General features: G+C 54.5%; 18 protein-coding genes. 13 read left to right on the forward strand and 5 right to left on the reverse strand.

What is annotated here, in order from left to right; all coding sequences use genetic code 11:
- Positions 1–169 precede the first annotated feature (169 nt).
- The gene (locus ACI2I2_RS21670; RefSeq protein WP_404659848.1) at positions 170–940 is read right to left on the reverse strand and encodes an amidohydrolase; all 771 of its coding nucleotides are present in this window, start codon (positions 938–940) and stop codon (positions 170–172) included.
- A gap of 195 nt (positions 941–1135) precedes the next feature.
- Positions 1136–3580, reverse strand: coding sequence for an acyl-CoA dehydrogenase FadE (gene fadE / locus ACI2I2_RS21675; protein WP_404659849.1), 2445 nt, complete (start codon positions 3578–3580; stop codon positions 1136–1138).
- Positions 3581–3817: 237 nt separating this feature from the next.
- On the opposite strand from fadE, the gene lpcA reads away from it, so the two are divergent.
- Together lpcA and ACI2I2_RS21685 are read left to right on the forward strand one after the other, a co-directional pair.
- Positions 3818–4399 (forward strand): D-sedoheptulose 7-phosphate isomerase, encoded by a 582-nt coding sequence (gene lpcA / locus ACI2I2_RS21680; protein ID WP_330985835.1) that lies wholly within the window; start codon positions 3818–3820, stop codon positions 4397–4399.
- Positions 4400–4518: 119 nt separating this feature from the next.
- On the forward strand, positions 4519–5286 hold the full coding sequence (locus tag ACI2I2_RS21685; protein ID WP_404659850.1) for a class II glutamine amidotransferase: 768 nt from the start codon (positions 4519–4521) through the stop codon (positions 5284–5286).
- Here the strand turns inward: ACI2I2_RS21685 and dpaA are convergent.
- A complete protein-coding gene (gene dpaA / locus ACI2I2_RS21690; RefSeq protein ID WP_330985837.1) occupies positions 5257–5997 on the reverse strand; it encodes a peptidoglycan meso-diaminopimelic acid protein amidase in 741 nt (246 codons plus the stop codon). The two genes, ACI2I2_RS21685 and dpaA, sit on opposite strands and share 30 nt — an antisense overlap.
- Positions 5998–6406: 409 nt before the next feature.
- On the opposite strand from dpaA, the gene ACI2I2_RS21695 reads away from it, so the two are divergent.
- The 8 genes from ACI2I2_RS21695 (at position 6407) to dinB (ending at position 13801) form a co-directional block, all read left to right on the forward strand.
- A complete protein-coding gene (locus tag ACI2I2_RS21695) occupies positions 6407–7750 on the forward strand; it encodes a Na(+)-translocating NADH-quinone reductase subunit A (protein ID WP_404659851.1) in 1344 nt (447 codons plus the stop codon).
- 3 nt (positions 7751–7753) lie between these two features.
- Positions 7754–8992 carry an NADH:ubiquinone reductase (Na(+)-transporting) subunit B gene (locus tag ACI2I2_RS21700; protein ID WP_404659865.1) on the forward strand — a complete coding sequence of 413 codons (1239 nt, stop codon included), beginning with the start codon at positions 7754–7756 and terminating at the stop codon, positions 8990–8992.
- Positions 8985–9779 carry a Na(+)-translocating NADH-quinone reductase subunit C gene (locus ACI2I2_RS21705; RefSeq protein ID WP_330985840.1) on the forward strand — a complete coding sequence of 265 codons (795 nt, stop codon included), beginning with the start codon at positions 8985–8987 and terminating at the stop codon, positions 9777–9779. Before ACI2I2_RS21700 ends, ACI2I2_RS21705 begins: the two co-directional genes overlap by 8 nt.
- Positions 9772–10410, forward strand: a complete 639-nt coding sequence (locus ACI2I2_RS21710; RefSeq protein ID WP_404659852.1) for an NADH:ubiquinone reductase (Na(+)-transporting) subunit D — start codon at positions 9772–9774, stop codon at positions 10408–10410. The genes ACI2I2_RS21705 and ACI2I2_RS21710 overlap by 8 nt, the downstream gene beginning before the upstream one ends.
- 6 nt (positions 10411–10416) lie before the next feature.
- A complete protein-coding gene (gene nqrE / locus ACI2I2_RS21715; RefSeq protein ID WP_110511594.1) occupies positions 10417–11013 on the forward strand; it encodes an NADH:ubiquinone reductase (Na(+)-transporting) subunit E in 597 nt (198 codons plus the stop codon).
- A gap of 11 nt (positions 11014–11024) precedes the next feature.
- On the forward strand, positions 11025–12248 hold the full coding sequence (gene nqrF, locus ACI2I2_RS21720; protein WP_404659866.1) for an NADH:ubiquinone reductase (Na(+)-transporting) subunit F: 1224 nt from the start codon (positions 11025–11027) through the stop codon (positions 12246–12248).
- A gap of 2 nt (positions 12249–12250) precedes the next feature.
- Positions 12251–12466, forward strand: a complete 216-nt coding sequence (gene nqrM, locus ACI2I2_RS21725; RefSeq protein ID WP_404659867.1) for a (Na+)-NQR maturation NqrM — start codon at positions 12251–12253, stop codon at positions 12464–12466.
- A 276-nt stretch (positions 12467–12742) separates the two neighbouring features.
- The gene (gene dinB, locus ACI2I2_RS21730) at positions 12743–13801 is read left to right on the forward strand and encodes a DNA polymerase IV (RefSeq protein ID WP_404659853.1); all 1059 of its coding nucleotides are present in this window, start codon (positions 12743–12745) and stop codon (positions 13799–13801) included.
- 312 nt (positions 13802–14113) lie between these two features.
- Here the strand turns inward: dinB and pepD are convergent, their stop codons facing one another.
- Positions 14114–15571, reverse strand: coding sequence for a cytosol nonspecific dipeptidase (gene pepD / locus ACI2I2_RS21735; protein ID WP_404659854.1), 1458 nt, complete (start codon positions 15569–15571; stop codon positions 14114–14116).
- 256 nt (positions 15572–15827) lie between these two features.
- Between pepD and gpt the strand changes: the two genes are divergently transcribed.
- From gpt to crl, 3 genes are all read left to right on the forward strand, one after another.
- Entirely contained in the window at positions 15828–16286 is a 459-nt protein-coding gene (gene gpt / locus ACI2I2_RS21740; protein ID WP_040077024.1) for a xanthine phosphoribosyltransferase, read from the forward strand.
- Between the two features lie 99 nt (positions 16287–16385).
- Complete coding sequence (gene frsA / locus ACI2I2_RS21745) at positions 16386–17630, forward strand: esterase FrsA (RefSeq protein WP_404659855.1); 1245 nt, start codon at positions 16386–16388, stop codon at positions 17628–17630.
- 57 nt (positions 17631–17687) lie between these two features.
- Positions 17688–18086, forward strand: a complete 399-nt coding sequence (crl, locus tag ACI2I2_RS21750; RefSeq protein WP_404659856.1) for a sigma factor-binding protein Crl — start codon at positions 17688–17690, stop codon at positions 18084–18086.
- Positions 18087–18135: 49 nt separating this feature from the next.
- Here the strand turns inward: crl and ACI2I2_RS21755 are convergent, their stop codons facing one another.
- A complete protein-coding gene (locus ACI2I2_RS21755; RefSeq protein ID WP_404659857.1) occupies positions 18136–19233 on the reverse strand; it encodes a porin in 1098 nt (365 codons plus the stop codon).
- Between the last annotated feature and the right edge of the window lie 7 nt (positions 19234–19240).

The following is a 19240-nucleotide window of genomic DNA, read 5'->3' on the forward strand; positions in this document are numbered from 1 at the left end:
TGTTCAGACGTAACCAGAGGTGGCGATATAATGAACACGCCATCTTCAAAGCTAGAACAACGAGGCCGGTCAGCAAGTTAGCAGCCTAATCTTTGTGTCAAATCAGGATCTACTGCACGGATATGGTTTTTTTTTAGCGCTTCGTTGAGAGAAGCGCTAAAGGGGAGGGTTAGTCGAGGGTAAAGGCATCCGCATCCTGCCAGGCAGGGAATTTTTCGCGGTACTCTTTCAGCGCAGAGAGCGACAGTTCGGCATCGATTCTGGTCGCCTGGTGGGCTTCCGCCGTGCCAATGATATCGCCTTGCGGGTTAATCACCCGGCTGTCGCCGCGGTAGTGATGACCGTTGCCATCGGTGCCTACGCGGTTGCAGCCCACAACATAAGCCTGATTTTCAATTGCCCTTGCGGTCAGCAGCGCCTGCCAGTGCAGCGAGCGTGGGGCAGGCCAGTTGGCCACGTACAGCGCCAGATCGTAATCATCACGATTGCGTGACCATACAGGGAAGCGCAGGTCATAGCACACCAGCGGCAAAATTCGCCAGCCGCGCCACTCGAAGACCACGCGCTCATTGCCTGCTTCATAATGGTGATGTTCATCCGCCATGCGGAACAGATGACGCTTGTCATAGCGATGGACTTTGCCTTCCGGCTCCACCAGCAGGAAACGGTTCACCGGGCCGCGCTCGGTTTGCAGAGCTGCACTTCCGGCAATCAGTGCGTCGGCCTGTTTGGCTTTCTCGTGCATCCATGCCACAACGTCCTCTTCCGGCAAAGATTGCGTGGCCGCTTCCATCGCAAAACCGGTGGTGAACATTTCCGGCAGGACAATCACATCGCGCCCCTGGATACCTTCCAGCTGGCGATCAAAATGGCGCAAATTGGCAGGACCATCCATCCACACCAGCGGTTGTTGCAACAACGTTACTTTCAGGTTAGGCACAGTCAGAAGCTCCTGAGTCATCGGCGGTCAGAGTACTCTACTACCTTATCAGGCCATGAAGCGGCTTTGTAACAAATCGATAAAAAAAAGCGGAGAAGATCTCCGCTTTGATGCTGTTTGCCTGGCGGCGCTTCGCTTGCACAGGCCTACAAGGAAAGGTAGGCCCGGTAAGCTTGCGCCACCGGGCGGTATTGGTTACGCCGCCTCAATCTTGCGAACTTTCTCCGGCAGCTTTACCGGTTTAGTCGCCAATGCGTCAGGCTCAAAGTCATCGACGTTGATGCTGCGCAGACGGCTTTCTTCTGCTTTGGTCAGGATTGCCGCTTCGTCCTGGTTAATCAGCCCTTTCGCCAGCGCGTTGCGGGCCAGTTCGTCCAGACGGGTGAACGGCAGGTTTTTACCAAGCTCTTTGCAGATACGCTGATGAATCGGATCGGCAGCCATCACATCGGTCAGCGCTTCTTCCAACAGGCCAACAGCGTTGTGCTCGCTTGGCGTCAGGTACTGACCGCGACCGATACGAGAGCGGGTGGCGCTTGGCGTTTGCAGGATTTTCGCCACAACGTGATCCAGTTTGTCCGACGGTGCGGCATAGTGACGGCCAGTTGGGAAGATAACGACGCGCATCACGCCTGCGACAAACCCGTTCGGGAAGTTACGCAGCAGGTCGTCAATCGCCTGTTCTGCCTGATACAGCGCATCCTGCACGCCCCAATGGACCAGCGGCAGATCCGCTTCGTTACGGCCTTCATCGTCATAGCGTTTCAGCACCGCAGAGGCGAGATACAGCTGGCTCAGCACATCACCGAGACGCGCGGAGATACGTTCGCGACGCTTCAGGCTGCCGCCAAGAACCGCCATCGACACGTCAGACAGCAGCGCGAGGTTGGCACTCAGACGGTTCAGGTGCTGATAGTAGCGACGGGTCGCATCGTGTGTTGGCGTGCTGCTGGTCAGGCCGCGAGTCAGGCCCAGCCAGAAGCTGCGCATTTTGTTGCTGCCCACGTGACCGATGTGCTTGAACAGCAACTGGTCGAACGCGTTCAAGTCTTTGTTCTGCGCCGCCGCCATCTCTTCCAGCACGTACGGATGGCAGCGGATAGCGCCCTGGCCGAAGATCATCATGCTGCGGGTCAGAATGTTCGCGCCTTCTACGGTGATGGCAATCGGTGCGCCCTGATAAGCACGGGCCAGGAAGTTACCTTCGCCGAGCATAATGCCTTTACCGCCAGCAATATCCATCGCATCGATGATTGACTGCTGACCACGGTGGGTGCAGTGATATTTCACAATCGCCGACAGCACCGCAGGTTTTTCGCCCAGCATAATGCCGTAGGTAATGAGCGATGCCGCAGCATCCATCACATACGCGTTACCGGCGATGCGTGCCAGTGGCTCTTCAATCCCTTCCATTTTGCCGATAGAGATTTTGAACTGACGGCGGATGTGAGCATAAGCTCCGGTCGCCATCGCGACAGATTTCAGGCCACCTGTGGAGTTCGACGGCAGGGTAATCCCGCGTCCGACAGAGAGGCATTCAACCAGCATACGCCAGCCCTGACCGGCCATTTTCGGGCCACCGATGATGAAATCGATTGGGACGAAGATGTCCTGACCGCGGGTTGGACCGTTCTGGAACGGCACGTTCAGCGGGAAATGACGACGACCAATTTCAACGCCTGGGGTGCTGGTTGGGATCAGCGCACAGGTAATGCCCAGATCTTCCTCGCCGCCCAGCAGTTTGTCCGGGTCAGAGAGTTTGAACGCCAGGCCCAGCACGGTGGCGATAGGGGCCAGCGTGATATAGCGTTTGTTCCAGGTCAGGCGCATACCGAGCACCTGCTCACCCTGCCATTCACCCATGCAGACGACACCGGTATCCGGGATGGCGCCGGCATCGGAGCCTGCTTCCGGGCTGGTCAGCGCGAAGCAAGGAATTTCCTGACCGCGTGCCAGACGTGGCAGGTAGTGATCTTTCTGCTCGTCGGTGCCGTAGTGTTGCAGCAGTTCGCCTGGGCCTAAAGAGTTCGGTACGCCGACGGTGATCGCCAGAATGCCCGACACGCCAGAGAGTTTTTGCAGCACGCGAGACTGAGCGTAAGCGGAGAATTCCAGGCCGCCGTACTCTTTCTTAATGATCATCGCGAAGAAGCGATGTTCTTTCAGATAAGCCCACAGTTCTGGCGGCAGGTCAGCCATTTCGTGGGTAATCTGGAAATCATTTGCCATACGGCAAGCTTCTTCCACCGGGCCGTCGATAAAGGCTTGTTCTTCCGCCGTCAGGCGCGGCTGCGGATAGTTATGCAGCTTTTTCCAGTCAGGATTGCCCTGGAACAGATCGCCTTCCCACCAGGTGGTACCCGCATCAATCGCTTCTTTTTCGGTACGCGACATCGGCGGCATCACTTTACTGAAGGTGCGGAACACCGGTGCGGAAATCATCGCTTTGCGCATCGGGGTGAGGTTGAAGGGCAGCAGAATAATCGCCAACGGCAGCAGTAACCACATATTCCACAGCCCGGCCGCGCCCAGAGCGCCCGTCCAGACCAGCAGGATGAGGCTACTGAGCAGCAGGTTAACCCGGTGATAGAACAGCACACCGAGTAACACGATGGTTGCAACAATACTCAAAATCATCATAAAGAAATGCTCCCTTGCTTGTAGGAGGTCTGACCACTTGTGATGATATGGTTGTAGTGGATGTTATTTCTTTTATCAATGTGTTTACAAAATAATTACAACCTGGCTCACACTGTTGCCGCTTAACGGGGCACGGAAAATCAAAACAGCGCGGGATAACGGGGTCGACCACTTCTCGCTTTACCCGCTATCCGTTACACTGCTGGGGTTAATAATCAAAGCGGAAGGACATTCCTCATGTACCAGGATCTGATTCGTAACGAACTGAACGAAGCAGCAGAAACACTGACTAATTTTCTGGCTGACGAAGCGAACATTCACGCCATTCAGCGCGCTGCAGTGCTGCTGGCCGATAGCTTCAAAGCCGGTGGCAAAGTGCTTTCTTGTGGTAACGGCGGTTCCCATTGCGACGCCATGCACTTCGCAGAAGAGCTGACCGGTCGCTACCGTGAAAACCGTCCAGGCTACCCGGCGATTGCTATTTCTGACGTTAGCCATCTGTCTTGCGTCAGCAATGACTTCGGTTATGACTACGTCTTCTCTCGTTACGTTGAGTCTGTGGGCCGCGCGGGTGACGTTCTGCTGGGCATTTCCACTTCCGGTAACTCCGGTAACGTGATCAAAGCGATTGAAGCCGCGCGCGCGCAGGGGATGAAAGTCATCACCCTGACCGGCAAAGACGGCGGCAAAATGGCCGGTTCCGCAGATGTGGAAATCCGTGTGCCGCACTTTGGCTTCGCCGACCGCATTCAGGAAATTCACATCAAAGTGATCCATATCCTGATTATGCTGATCGAAAAAGAGATGGTTAAGGCCTGATGATGCAATGCCGGGTGGCGCTGTGCTAACCCGGCCTACGTGAATTTGCTCGCGATGACGTTGTAGGCCGGGTAAGCGACGCGCCACCCGGCACTGCCTGAAAGTGCAAGAGGTGAATTATGTGCGAACTGCTCGGGATGAGCGCCAACGTCCCAACCGATATCTGCTTCAGTTTCACCGGGCTGGTTCAGCGCGGCGGCGGAACCGGGCCGCATAAAGACGGCTGGGGGATCACCTTCTACGAAGGCAAAGGCTGTCGCACATTTAAAGATCCACAACCCAGCTATCAGTCACCGATTGCCAGACTGGTGCAGGACTATCCGATCAAATCCTGCTCGGTCATCGCGCATATTCGCCAGGCCAATCGTGGTGAAGTCGCGCTGGAAAATACCCATCCTTTTACCCGTGAGCTGTGGGGCCGCAACTGGACCTACGCGCATAACGGGCAACTAACAGGTTACAAATCCCTGGAGACCGGGCAATTCCGGCCTGTGGGTGAAACCGACAGCGAAAAAGCGTTCTGCTGGCTGCTGCACAAACTCACCGCTCGTTACCCGCGCACGCCTGGCAACATGACTGGCGTATTCAAATACATCGCGACGCTTGCGGGTGAACTGCGGGAAAAAGGCGTGTTCAACATGCTGCTGTCCGACGGACGCTATGTGATGGCGTACTGCTCAACGAATCTCTATTGGATAACGCGACGTGCGCCGTTTGGCGTGGCAACGTTGTTGGACCAGGACGTGGAGATAGATTTTCAGCGAGAGACCACACCGAACGATGTGGTCACTGTGATTGCGACGCAGCCGCTGACGGGCAACGAAACCTGGCACAAGATTGAGCCAGGCGAATGGGCGTTATTTTGCCTCGGGGAGCGTATAGTTTGACGCCAGCTGGGAACGCTGAACTTCGTGGCTCAGCGGTTTGCTGACCACGTAGCGCCCGTTCTGTACCGACACCATCGGCGGCTTGTGAGTCTGCTCAAAGTAGTCATAACCCGGTTTCAGCTGCGACCAGAAATCTTTGTAGTAAGAGAATTTATGACGTTCCATATTGGCATCGGTCATGCGGAACGGATAAATGCTCACCTGCACGCTTGACTGGCCAAACACCAGTGCGCCGGTCACGAACTGGAAAATCTCATCAATGCCCGTGTCGGTCATGGCATAGCAGCCAATGGACACGCAGGCACCGTGGATCATCAGGTATTTCCCTTCATAGCCGTGGGCCTGATCATAAGCATTCGGGAAGCCGATATTAATGGCTTTATAGAAACGGCTGTCAGGTTTGAGCTGGCTGCGGGAGACGTTGTAGAACCCTTCCGGAGATTTGAAATCGCCCTGGCGCTGTTTCGGGCCAAGACCCCCGGAGTAGTTACAAATTTTGTAGCTGTCGAGCAATTGGTACGTTTCACCCATTTTCACGTACAGATCAAGGGTGCGCTCTTCTTTAAAGATCTGGATATAAACCGGTGACCCCATAAGCTGCTGCTTATATTCTTTGCTGACCGGGGTGGTCGAGCTATTACTGCTAAGCAAACCGGCAAACGAAACGCACGGGATCAACAGCATCGCAAGTAACAATGCGATTTTGCGCATACTACATGTTCCTTGATAAAACGGTGATAAAAGGCCGGGGAGGCCAAAACGGGTACCGAAATCAGAATTGTCTCGATTAGGTGCGCTCACATTAGCATCACCAAAGTTTTTCGCAAGTCCGGGCTACCGTGTTTACAGATTAGTTTTACGTTATAAAGCATTTTTTTTCCTGAAACAGTCAGAACTTTGCGTAATTGCTCGCAAATACCGACCTGCAAACCGCGCAAATGCTGCGTTCTTGCCGGTGATCCTGTAAACTTCCCGCGTCTCACGACCAGGTTAAGAAAGGATGCTTTACTCTCATCGTACTGCCGCCAGCAGCGCTCTCTGGCACCGGTTTTTCCTTTCTTTTTTTCTTAATGAATACGCTGGGTTTAGTGACTAACGTTTACGGATATCTGCTAACGACATGATTAAAATCACAAAAGGGCTGAATCTGCCCATCGCTGGCGCACCGTCTCAGCACATCGCCGAAGGCGCGCAAGTCACGCGCGTGGCGGTGCTGGGCGAAGAATACATTGGCATGCGCCCCTCCATGGCGGTCCAGGAAGGCGACCGTGTCGCCAAAGGGCAACTGCTGTTTGAAGACAAAAAGAACCCTGGCGTGCGCTTCACTGCGCCTGCAAGTGGCGTCATCAGCGCGATACATCGCGGTGAACGTCGCGTGTTGCAGTCTGTGGTGATTGAAGTCGAGGGCGACGACGCCATCCGTTTTGCACGCAGAGAAGCCGCTGAACTGGCGACGCTAAAGCGCGAAGAAGTGCAGCAGCAGCTACTGGAATCCGGGTTATGGACCAGCCTGCGCACTCGTCCGTTCAGTAAAATTCCGGCACCCGAAAGCGTGCCCGCGGCGATTTTCGTCACCGCCATTGATACCAATCCTTTAGCTGCCGATCCGCAGCCCATCATCTTTCAATATCGCGAGGCGTTTAACGCCGGGTTAACGGTGTTGGCGCAACTGACGGACGGCAAAGTTCACGTTTGTCAGGCCAGCGGCGGCAAGCTTGGCGGCCATGCAGCCGGCCAGGTGACGTTTAATGAATTCGCCGGTCCGCATCCTGCGGGTTTACCGGGCACGCACATTCACTTTCTTGAGCCGGTCAGCTTGCACAAGCAGGTCTGGCATCTGAATTATCAGGACGTGATTGCCATCGGCAAACTGTTTACTGAAGGTGAACTGTGGGCTGAACGCATTATTTCCCTCGCCGGGCCACAGGTGAAAACCCCTCGTCTGGTGAAAACCCTGCTGGGCGCAAGCCTTGAGCAACTTACAACGGGCGAGCTGGCGGAAGGCGAGAACCGCGTGATTTCCGGCTCAGTGCTCAGCGGCACGCACGCTCAGGGGCCACATGCTTTCCTGGGGCGTTATCACCTGCAGGTGAGCGTGGTGAAAGAAGGGCGCGAAAAAGAGCTTTTTGGCTGGGTGATGCCAGGCAAAGAGAAGTTTTCCATCACGCGCACAACGTTGGGTCACTTCCTTAAAGCTAAGCTGTTCAGCTTCTCGACGGACACCAACGGCGGCGAGCGTGCGATGGTGCCGATTGGCAACTACGAACGCGTCATGCCGCTCGATATCCTGCCTACCATGCTGCTGCGTGACCTGCTGGCGGGTGACACCGACAGTGCACAGGCGCTGGGCTGTCTGGAACTGGACGAAGAAGATTTGGCGCTCTGCACCTACGTTTGCCCGGCGAAATACGAATATGGACCGGTGCTGCGTGAAGTATTAACCCGCATTGAGCAGGAAGGATAAGTGATGGGCTTGAAAAATCTGCTGGAAAAAATAGAGCCGCACTTCACTCACGGCGGCAAACTTGAAAAGTACTATCCGTTGTATGAAGCGGCAGCCACCATTTTTTATACGCCGGGTCTGGTAACAAAGGGCGCTTCTCACGTCCGTGATGCCATCGATCTCAAGCGTATGATGATTCTGGTGTGGCTGGCGGTGTTCCCGGCCATGTTCTGGGGCATGTATAACGTCGGTCTGCAAACCATTCCTGCCTTGCACAAACTCTATGGCGCGGAGCAATTACAACAGGTGATTGCCAGCCACTGGCACTACAGCGTGGCGCAATGGCTCGGGGTTAACTTTGGCCCGGATGCGGGCTGGCTGAGCATGATGGGATTAGGCGCAGTGTTCTTCCTGCCTATCTACATCACTGTGTTTGTCGTCGGCGGTTTCTGGGAAGTGCTGTTTGCCATCGTTCGCAAACATGAAATCAACGAAGGCTTCTTTGTTACCTCGATCCTGTTCGCGCTGATTGTGCCTCCGACCCTGCCTCTGTGGCAGGCGGCGCTGGGCATCAGTTTTGGCGTGGTGATCGGCAAAGAGATTTTTGGCGGCACTGGGCGTAACTTCCTCAACCCCGCACTGGCCGGGCGTGCGTTCCTGTTCTTTGCTTATCCGGCTCAAATCTCCGGTGATTTAGTGTGGACAGCCGCAGACGGTTTCTCTGGCGCAACTCCGCTTTCTCAGTGGGCGCACAATGGCGGCGAAGCGCTGATGAACGTGGCGACGGGGCAGCCTGTGACCTGGATGGATGCGTTCCTCGGTAACATTCCTGGCTCCATCGGTGAAGTGTCCACGCTGATGCTGCTGATTGGCGGGGCGATCATTATCTTCGGTCGTGTGGCGTCCTGGCGCATTGTGGCGGGCGTGATGATCGGCATGATTGCCCTCTCTACGCTGTTTAACCTGATTGGTTCAGCCACCAACCCGATGTTCGCCATGCCGTGGTACTGGCATCTGGTTCTGGGTGGGTTTGCTTTCGGCATGTTCTTTATGGCGACCGACCCGGTGTCGGCGTCGTTTACCGATAAAGGGAAATGGGCCTATGGCGTGTTGATCGGCGCAATGTGCGTGCTGATCCGCGTGGTGAACCCGGCATACCCGGAAGGGATGATGCTGGCGATTCTGTTCGCCAACCTGTTCGCACCGCTGTTCGATTACCTGGTGGTGCAGGCCAATATCAAGCGGAGGAAGTCGCGTGGCTGAAGTAAAAAGTAACGATAGCATCGGCAAAACGCTGCTGGTGGTGCTGGTGCTTTGTCTGGTCTGCTCGATAGTCGTGGCAGGCTCAGCGGTTGGCCTGAAATCACGCCAGCAAGAGCAGAAAGCACTCGATAAGCAACGAAACATTCTGTCGGTTGCCGGGCTGATGCAGCCAGAGATGAAGCAAGAAGAGGTTGCCTCTGTTTTCGCTGAGCGCATCACGCCACGTTTGCTGGATTTAAAAAGTGGTGATCTGCTGGATAAAGACCCTGAATCCTTTAACCAGGGGCTGGCGCTGAAAGATCCGGCGCAGAGCACCGTGCTTGAGGCAAATCAGGACCCGGCGGGTATCAAGCGTCGCAGCAACGTGGTGGAAATCTACCTCGTCAAAGATCAACAGCAGAAAATCCAGGAAGTGGTGCTGCCGATTTACGGCAATGGCCTGTGGTCGATGATGTATGCCTTTGTGGCACTCGATGTCGATGGCCGAACCCTGAAAGGCATCACCTATTACGATCAGGGCGAAACCCCGGGGCTGGGTGGCGAAGTTGAAAACCCGTCATGGCGTAAACAGTTCATCGGTAAAAAAATTCTCGATGATAACGGCATGCCAGCGCTGAAAGTTGTGAAGGGCGGTGCGCGTCAGGGTGACGAGTATGCAGTGGATGGCCTGTCTGGTGCGACACTGACATCAAACGGCGTGCAGCACAGCTTTGATTTCTGGATGGGGGAGCAAGGTTTTGGTCCCTTCCTGAAGCAGATTCGTGAAGGAGGCCTGAACAATGGCTGAACTCGGTGATATGAAAGAAGTAAAACGCGTCCTGACGGGGCCGCTCATTGCCAACAACCCGATTGCCTTACAGGTATTGGGCGTGTGTTCGGCGCTGGCGGTGACCACCAAACTGGAAACCGCGTTTGTGATGACCCTTGCTGTGACGCTGGTAACCGCGTTCTCCAGCATGTTCATCTCAATGATTCGCCACCACATTCCTAACAGCGTGCGCATTATCGTGCAGATGGCGATCATCGCCTCATTGGTTATCGTGGTCGATCAGCTGTTACGTGCCTTCGCTTATGAAACCTCAAAACAGCTGTCGGTCTTCGTCGGCCTGATCATCACCAACTGTATCGTGATGGGCCGTGCAGAAGCCTACGCCATGAAATCGCCGCCGCTGGCGAGCTTTATGGACGGCATCGGCAACGGATTGGGCTACGGCGCTATCCTTATGATTGTTGGCTTCCTGCGTGAGCTTATCGGCAGCGGCAAACTGTTTGGCATCACCGTGCTGCAAACGGTACAGAACGGTGGCTGGTATCAGCCGAACGGTCTGTTCCTGCTCGCGCCGAGTGCGTTTTTCATCATCGGTCTGTTGATTTGGGCGCTGCGTAGCTGGAAGCCTGAGCAGCAGGAGAAGGAGTAACCGATTATGGCTCATTACATCAGTCTTTTTGTCCGTGCGGTGTTTGTTGAAAACATGGCGCTGGCCTTCTTCCTCGGCATGTGTACGTTCCTTGCAGTGTCGAAGAAAGTGTCCACGGCCTTTGGTCTGGGCGTGGCGGTCACGGTGGTGCTGGGGATTTCCGTGCCGGTCAACAACCTTATCTACAATCTGGTGCTGCGCGACGGCGCGCTGGTTGAAGGGGTCGATCTCAGTTTCCTCAACTTCATCACCTTCATTGGGGTGATTGCGGCGCTGGTGCAAATTCTTGAAATGATCCTCGATAAGTATTTCCCGTCGCTCTATAACGCGCTGGGGATCTTCCTGCCGTTGATTGCCGTGAACTGCGCCATCTTTGGCGGGGTATCGTTCATGGTTCAGCGTGATTACAACTTCCCTGAGTCCATTGTTTACGGCTTTGGTTCCGGCATTGGCTGGATGCTGGCGATTGTCGCCATGGCAGGGATACGCGAGAAGATGAAATACGCCAACGTGCCCGCAGGACTGCGCGGCTTAGGGATCACCTTTATCACCACCGGACTGATGGCACTCGGCTTTATGTCATTCTCCGGCGTGCAGCTATAAGGGCGTAAATGATGGAAATTATTCTTGGCGTGGTGATGTTCACGCTGATTGTACTGGCGCTGTCGCTGCTTATCCTCGCGGCGCGCGCGAAGCTGGTGAACTCCGGCGATGTGGTTATTGAAATCAATAACGAAGCCGACAAGCAAATTCACACTCCGGCGGGCGACAAGTTACTGAATACGCTCTCCAGCAACGGGATTTTTGTCTCTTCCGCATGCGGCGGCGGTGGCTCCTGTGGCCAGTGCCGTGTGACGGTGAAAGAGGGCGGTGGCGACATCCTGCCGACCGAGCTTTCCCACATCACCAAGCGTGAAGCGAAAGAAGGCTGTCGTCTGGCTTGCCAGGTGGCGGTTCGTCAGAACATGAAAATCGAGCTGCCGGAAGAGATCTTCGGCGTGAAGAAGTGGGAGTGCGAGGTTATCTCCAACGATAACAAAGCGACCTTCATCAAAGAGCTGAAGCTCGCCATTCCGGAAGGCGAAAGCGTGCCGTTCCGCGCAGGCGGCTATATTCAGATTGAGTGTCCGTCACACAAAGTGGCGTATGCCGATTTTGACGTGCCGGACGAATACCGTGGCGACTGGGATAAATTCAACCTGTTCCGTTACGTATCGGAAGTGAACGAGCCGACGCTGCGTGCTTACTCAATGGCAAACTATCCGGATGAAAAGGGCATTATCATGCTCAACGTCCGTATCGCCACGCCGCCACCGTCTGCGCCAGAGGTGCCGCCGGGCATTATGTCGTCCTACATTTGGTCGCTGAAGGCGGGCGATAAAGTGACGATTTCCGGGCCGTTTGGTGAATTCTTTGCCAAAGAGACGGACGCGGAAATGGTGTTTATCGGCGGCGGTGCGGGCATGGCACCGATGCGTTCGCACATCTTCGATCAGCTCAAGCGTCTGGGCAGCAAGCGTAAAATCAGCTTCTGGTACGGCGCACGCTCACTGCGTGAAATGTTCTATGACGATGAGTTCGAACAGCTCGCACGTGAAAACCCGAACTTTACCTTCCATGTGGCACTCTCTGATCCGCAGCCGGAAGATAACTGGACAGGGCATACTGGCTTCATCCATAACGTGTTGTATGAAAATTACCTGAAAAATCATGCGGCACCGGAAGACTGCGAGTTCTATATGTGTGGGCCGCCAGTGATGAACGCCGCGGTCATCAAGATGCTGAAAGACCTGGGCGTTGAGGATGAAAACATCATGCTCGATGACTTCGGAGGCTGATGATGTTAACGGTTTTTCTGGCGACCTTTGCCGTGTTTGTACTGGTGATTTTAGGGATGTCGCTCGGCTATCTGGTGAAGCGTAAAAGCATTCAGGGCAGCTGCGGCGGGATTTCGTCACTGGGGCTGGAGAAAGTGTGCGATTGCCCGGAGCCGTGCGATGCGCGCAAAAAGCGCATGGCCCGCGAAGCACAGCGCCAGCAAAATCGCATCCTGTAGTTTCCCTCTCCCTAACCCTCTCCCAATGGGAAAGGGGACCGTTCGGTGCTCATTCTTCTCCCCTCGCCCTGTGGGAGAGGGGTTGGGGGAGAGGGCATCAGGCCGCACGAGGTAAACTGCAAAACCTTCTCATTGGAGAAGGTTTTTAGTTTTTTCTCCCCTCGCCCTGTGGGAGAGGGGCGGGGGAGAGGGCATCAGACCGCACTAAATCCTCCCACACTTCTCATTGCTCATTATTTTACTGTATACTTAACCAGTAATTATTGAGGGCTGAGTATGCGCAAAATTATCCATGTTGATATGGACTGCTTTTTTGCCGCGGTTGAAATGCGGGATAATCCAGCCCTGCGCGACATTCCTATCGCCATTGGTGGCAGCCGTGAGCGACGCGGGGTTATCAGCACCGCCAACTATCCGGCTCGTAAGTTTGGCGTTCGCAGCGCCATGCCAACCGCGATGGCCCTCAAACTTTGCCCTCATTTAACATTATTACCAGGCCGATTCGAGGCTTACAAAGAAGCGTCTAACCATATCCGCGAAATTTTCTCGCGCTACACTTCGCTGATCGAACCGCTCTCGCTGGATGAAGCCTATCTGGATGTGACCGACAGTCTGCACTGCCACGGCTCTGCAACGCTAATGGCGGAAGAGATTCGCCAGACTATTCACAAAGAGCTAAACCTCACTGCGTCTGCTGGGGTCGCCCCGGTGAAGTTTCTCGCCAAAATCGCCTCAGATCTCAATAAGCCCAACGGGCAATATGTCATTACGCCTGATGAAGTGCCTGTTTTCCTGAAAACGTTGGCGCTCGCGAAAATCCCCGGCGTAGGGAAAGTGTCAGCGGCCAAACTTGAAAGCATGGGGCTACGAACCTGTGAGGATGTGCAGCACGCAGACCTGGCGATGTTGCTCAAGCGCTTCGGTAAGTTTGGCCGTGTGTTGTGGGAACGCAGTAACGGTATCGACGAGCGTGATGTGAATAACGAACGTCTGCGTAAGTCGATAGGCGTGGAACGCACGCTGGCAGAGGATATCCACGAGTGGGAAGACTGCGAAGCCATTATAGTGAATCAGCTTTATCCCGAACTCGAACGAAGGCTGGCAAAAGTGAAGCCTGATTTGCTGATTGCGCGTCAGGGCGTAAAGCTCAAATTCAATGATTTTCAGCAGACCACGCAAGAGCATGTCTGGCCGAAACTCAGCCAGGATGACCTGATTGCCACGGCGTATAAAACCTGGCAGGAGCGGCGAGGTGGGCGTGGTGTCAGGTTAGTAGGCGTTCACGTCACGCTGCTTGATCCGCAGCTTGAACGGCAGTTGGTGTTGGGGTTGTAAGAAATGCCTGGCGGCGCTTCGCTGGCACAGGCCTATGTTAACAACAAATGGCTTGCCCTTTTGGATCGTGCGACCAATGAATAAATAAGAAGAGCCTGGCGGCGCTTCGCTGGCACAGGCCTACGTTAACAACAAATAGCTTGCCCTTTTGGATCGTGCGACCAATAAACAAGACGTGCCTGGCGGCCAACATTAACAACAAATGGCTTGCCTTTGTAGGCCGGGCAAACGCAGTGCCGCCCGGCAATACCCGGCCCGCAACCAATAAAAAAGCCTCCTTTCGGAGGCTTCGTCATTCTGCAATCAGCAAATTTACTTCGCAGGAATCGCTTTCAGCAGTTCAGTCAGCAGCGTCCAGTACTGGCCAACGCTTTCGATATGAACCTGCTCATCCGGAGAGTGCGGGCCAGTGATGGTTGGGCCGATGGAAACCATGTCCATGTTCGGATACGGCTTCTTGAACAGGCCACATTCCAGACCGGCGTGGATAATCTGGATGTTCGGGGTTTTGTCGAACAGACGCTGATAGGTTTCGCGAACCAGGTGCATGACCGGGGAGTTGGCGTCTGGCTGCCAGCCCGGGTAGCCGCCTTTCGGTGCGGTCTGAGCGCCAGCCAGTTTACCCAGTGATTCGAGCATGCTCACCACGTAGTCTTTACCGCTGTCGATAAGGCTACGGATCAGGCAGATGATTTCCACGTTGTCGTCGTGCATGGTGACCACACCGACGTTCAGGGAAGTTTCCACTACGCCTTTCGCCACGTCGGAATTGCGGATCACGCCATTCGGGGTGGCATTCAGCAACTGGATGAAGCTGTCGCGAGATTGTGCCGTCAACGCCGCTTTATCGGCGGTCACGGATTCAAGCACCACGATCAGGTTCTTCTCTTTCGCTTCCAGCTCGTTTTTCAGGATAGCCTGATATTTTTCCGCCAGCGCTTTCAGGGTTTCTGCTTTAGCAGCAGGCACCGCAACGGTGGTGAACGCTTCACGAGGGATTGCGTTACGCAGAGTACCGCCGTTGAAATCAACCAGACGCAGGTCCAGTTCGGCAGCGTGGCCTGCCAGGAAGCGCGCCAGCAGTTTGTTGGCGTTGCCCAGGCCTAAGTGAATGTCGCCACCGGAGTGACCGCCTTTCAGGCCTTTCAGGGTCAGCTTGAAGCTTTCGAAGCCCGCAGGTACAGCTTCACGGCTCAGCGGCAGGGTGGTGATGAAATCGATACCGCCCGCACAACCCATGTAGATCTCACCTTCTTCTTCGGAGTCGGTGTTGATCAGGATATCGGCCTGCAGCCAGTTTGCTTGCAGACCAAATGCGCCGTCCATGCCGGCTTCTTCGGTCATGGTCAGCAGCACTTCCAGCGGACCGTGCTCAACGCTGTCGTCAGCCAGAACGGCCAAGGCAGAAGCCATGCCGATACCGTTATCTGCGCCCAGCGTGGTACCGCGTGCTTTTACCCACTCGCCATCGATGTACGGCTGAATCGGGTCTTTGGTGAAGTCATGAACGGTATCGTTGTTTTTCTGCGGAACCATGTCCAGGTGCGCCTGCATCACCACAGGTTTGCGGTTTTCCATCCCCGCAGTAGCCCCTTTACGAATCAAAATATTGCCGACCTGGTCGCGCTCAGCGTGCAGGCCTTTTTCCTTTGCCCAGCCCATGATGTGTTCGGCAAGCTGTTCTTCGTGGTAGGACGGGTGAGGAATGGAGCAAATTTTTGCAAAAATGTCCCACAGCGGCTGCGGGGACAGTTGAGACAGTTCAGACACGGTAAGTCTCCTTACGGCTCCTGCAAAAGTGGCTTGCAGGTAATGGGTTAGCGAGGGCAAACAGGCGTACTGCCTGACTTGCGAGATGCCGTTGAGAATACCACTTTCTGCCTGCTCTGGTAGTACATCGCGCGCAAAAACTCCCGGCCAGGCCGTGAAACACTGGTTTTTAGTGCGTCAGATCTCTATAATCTCGCGCAACCTGGAATCACCCCGAACATTTTTTAAGCCGTTTTACAGGCTGGGATACAATCACATGAGCGAAAAATACGTCGTTACCTGGGACATGTTGCAGATTCATGCACGCAAACTGGCCGCGCGCCTGATGCCGTCCGAACAGTGGAAAGGCATTATTGCCGTCAGCCGTGGAGGCCTGGTACCGGGCGCTCTGCTGGCACGCGAACTGGGTATTCGTCATGTGGACACCGTCTGCATTTCCAGCTACGACCACGACAACCAGCGCGAGCTGACCGTCCTCAAGCGTGCTGAAGGCGATGGTGAAGGCTTTATCGTTATCGACGATCTGGTTGATACCGGTGGCACCGCTGTTGCGATTCGTGAAATGTACCCGAAAGCACATTTCGTCACTATCTTCGCTAAACCTGCTGGTAAGCCGCTGGTTGACGATTACGTGATTGATATCCCGCAGGATACCTGGATTGAACAGCCGTGGGATATGGGCGTGGTGTTTGTGCCGCCTATCAGCGGTCGTTAATCAAAAGCACGCTTTCAACGCCCGCATTCGCGGGCGTTGTCCTTTTTAGCCTCAGGCGGGTTACAATAGAAGCCATGTCGTATTAATGGAGTCTATGCGATGCCAGAAGCCAACCTGAGCGAAGTCCTTTTCAAACCCCGCTTTAAGCACCCGGAAACTTCGACGCTGGTGCGTCGTTTCAACCGTGGCCCACAGCCGTCGGTGCAATCCGCGCTGGATGGTAAAAATGTGCCGCACTGGTATCGGATGGTGAACCGTCTGATGTGGATTTGGCGTGGCGTGTCGCCGCAAGAAATCCTCGACGTGCAGGCGCGCATTGTCATGAGCCAGGCAGAACGGACCGATGACGATCTCTACGACACGGTTGTGGGTTATCGTGGCGGCAATTGGATCTATGAATGGTCGAAGCAGGCGATGCTCTGGCAGCAAAAAGCCGGGCAGGAGCAAGATGACACCTTGAGCGGTCGCCATTGGCTGCATGCCTCGAATCTCTACAGCATCGCGGCGTACCCGCATCTTAAAGGTGACGAGCTGGCTGAACAGGCGCAGGCGCTGGCCAATCGTGCCTTTGAAGAAGCCGCCAACCGCCTGCCTGGCTCAATGCGTGAACTGGAATTCACCATTCCTGGTGGCGCGTCGGTGAGCGGCTTTTTACATATGCCACCCGGTGAAGGCCCTTTCCCGACCGTCCTGATGTGCGGTGGCCTGGATGCCCTGCAAAGCGACAACTACTCCCTGTTTGAGCGCTATCTTGCCCCGCTTGGCATCGCGATGCTGACGCTGGACATGCCTTCGATTGGTTTCTCTTCAAAATGGAAACTGACGCAGGATTCCAGCTTCCTGCACCAGCAGGTGCTCAAATCTTTGCCCAACATCCCGTGGGTGGATCACACGCGTGTGGCGGCGTTTGGTTTCCGTTTTGGTGCGAATGTCGCTGTGCGCCTGGCGTATCTGGAATCACCACGCCTGAAGGCCGTCGCCTGTCTTGGCCCGGTCGTTCACGGCTTGCTGTGTGACCCAACTCGTCAAGGCAATGTGCCGGAGATGTACCTTGACGTGCTGGCTTCACGGCTGGGCATGCATGATGCTTCCGACGAGGCGCTGCGGGTTGAACTCAACCGCTACTCGCTGAAAACGCAAGGGTTGCTGGGCCGTCGTTGCCCAACGCCGATGCTCTCGGGTTACTGGCAGAACGATCCGTTTAGTCCAGAAGAGGAATCCCGTTTAATCACTTCGTCATCTGCGGATGGCAAGTTGATGGAGATCCCGTTTAAGCCGGTATATCGTAATTTTGACAAGGCTTTGAAGGAAATTGCTGCGTGGATCAACCATAGATTAGGTTAATGGTTTGCTAAATTCTATTGATTTGGTAAAACAGTTGCATCACTAAAGGAGACTGCAATGACGTTACCGAGTGGACACCCGAAGAGTAAACTGATCAAAAAATTCACAGCCCTTGGCCCGTACATCCGGGAAGAGCAGTGTGAAGACAATCGCTTCTTTTTCGATTGCCTGGCAGTGTGCGTCAATGTCAAACCGGCACCGGAAAAGCGTGAGTTTTGGGGATGGTGGCTGGAAATGGAAGCGCAAGAAAAGCGTTTCACCTACAGCTATCAGTTTGGCTTATTCGACAAAGACGGCGTCTGGCAGCCGACGGTCATCAAAGACACTGAAGTGGCCGATCGTCTCGAACAGACCCTGCGTGGATTCCACGAACGCGCTCGTGACCTGCTGAAAACGTTCGACCTGGCGTTAGAGCCAGCGGATGACGTTGACCAGCCGGTAAGATTGTCTGCCTGAATAAATAAAAAACCCTCGCCAGCGAGGGTTTTTTTTCAACCTAAGAGAATCAGAACTGATAAACCAGACCCAGAGCAACCACGTCGTCGTTATTCAGGGCGAGTTTATTGTCATCGCTCAGCTGGTTGATTTTATAATCAACAAAGGCTGACATATTTTTGTTGAAATAGTAAGTCGCGGCTACGTCGATGTATTTCACCAGATCTGCATCGCCAACACCTTCAATATCCTTGCCTTTAGACTGGATATAACCGATGGACGGACGCAGACCAAAATCGAACTGATATTGTGCAACCACTTCGAAGGCCTGGTTTTTATTCGCGAAGCCACTGACTTTAGTATCCACACCGCTAATAGAAGCCGTACCGGAAATTGGGGTCATATTGCGGGTTTCAGCATAAATGGCAGCAACGTAAACGTTGTTAGCATCGTATTTGAAACCGGTGGTCCAGGCTTCTGCGTCAGTCCCTTTACCGAAGCTGCTGTCCTGCTGGGTCAGCGTACGGTTAGAGTTCGCGTAAGCGGCGCCCAGGGTGAAACCAGAGTCACCGAAATCATAACTCAGGGAAGTACCGAAGCCGTCGCCGTTTGCTTTAGAGGCGGCACGACCGTCGTTTTCGTTCTTGCCCTGGTACTGCAACGCCAGCTTCAGGCCGTCAACCAGGCCAAAGAAGTTGTTGTTGCGGTAGGTGGCCAGGCCATTACCACGGCCAGTCATGAAGTTGTCGGTTTTGACGAAGGAGTCATCACCAAACTCTGGGATCATATCGGTGTAAGCCGCCACGTTGTACAGAACGCCGTAGTTACGACCGTAGTCGAAAGAACCGAAATCCCCGGCTTTCAGGCCCGCAAAAGCCAGACGGGTTTTGGTGGTTGCCGGGTCACCTTCAATTTTGTTGGCCGCAACCTGATATTCCCACTGACCAAAACCAGTCAGTTGGTCATTAATTTGGGTCTGACCTTTAAAGCCCAGACGAATATAGGACTGATCGCCATCCACTGCATCGTTGTCGCTCATATAGTGTTCAGCTTTAACGCGACCGTACAGATCCAGCTTGTTGCCATCTTTATTATAAATTTCGGCGGCCTGTGCGACGGTGGAAGACATTACGCCCAGTACCATTAATGCCAGTGTGCTCTTTTTCATTTTCAAC

Origin of the sequence: Scandinavium sp. NPDC088450 (assembly GCF_044900545.1) — a bacterium.
Classification (GTDB): Bacteria; Pseudomonadota; Gammaproteobacteria; order Enterobacterales; family Enterobacteriaceae; genus Scandinavium.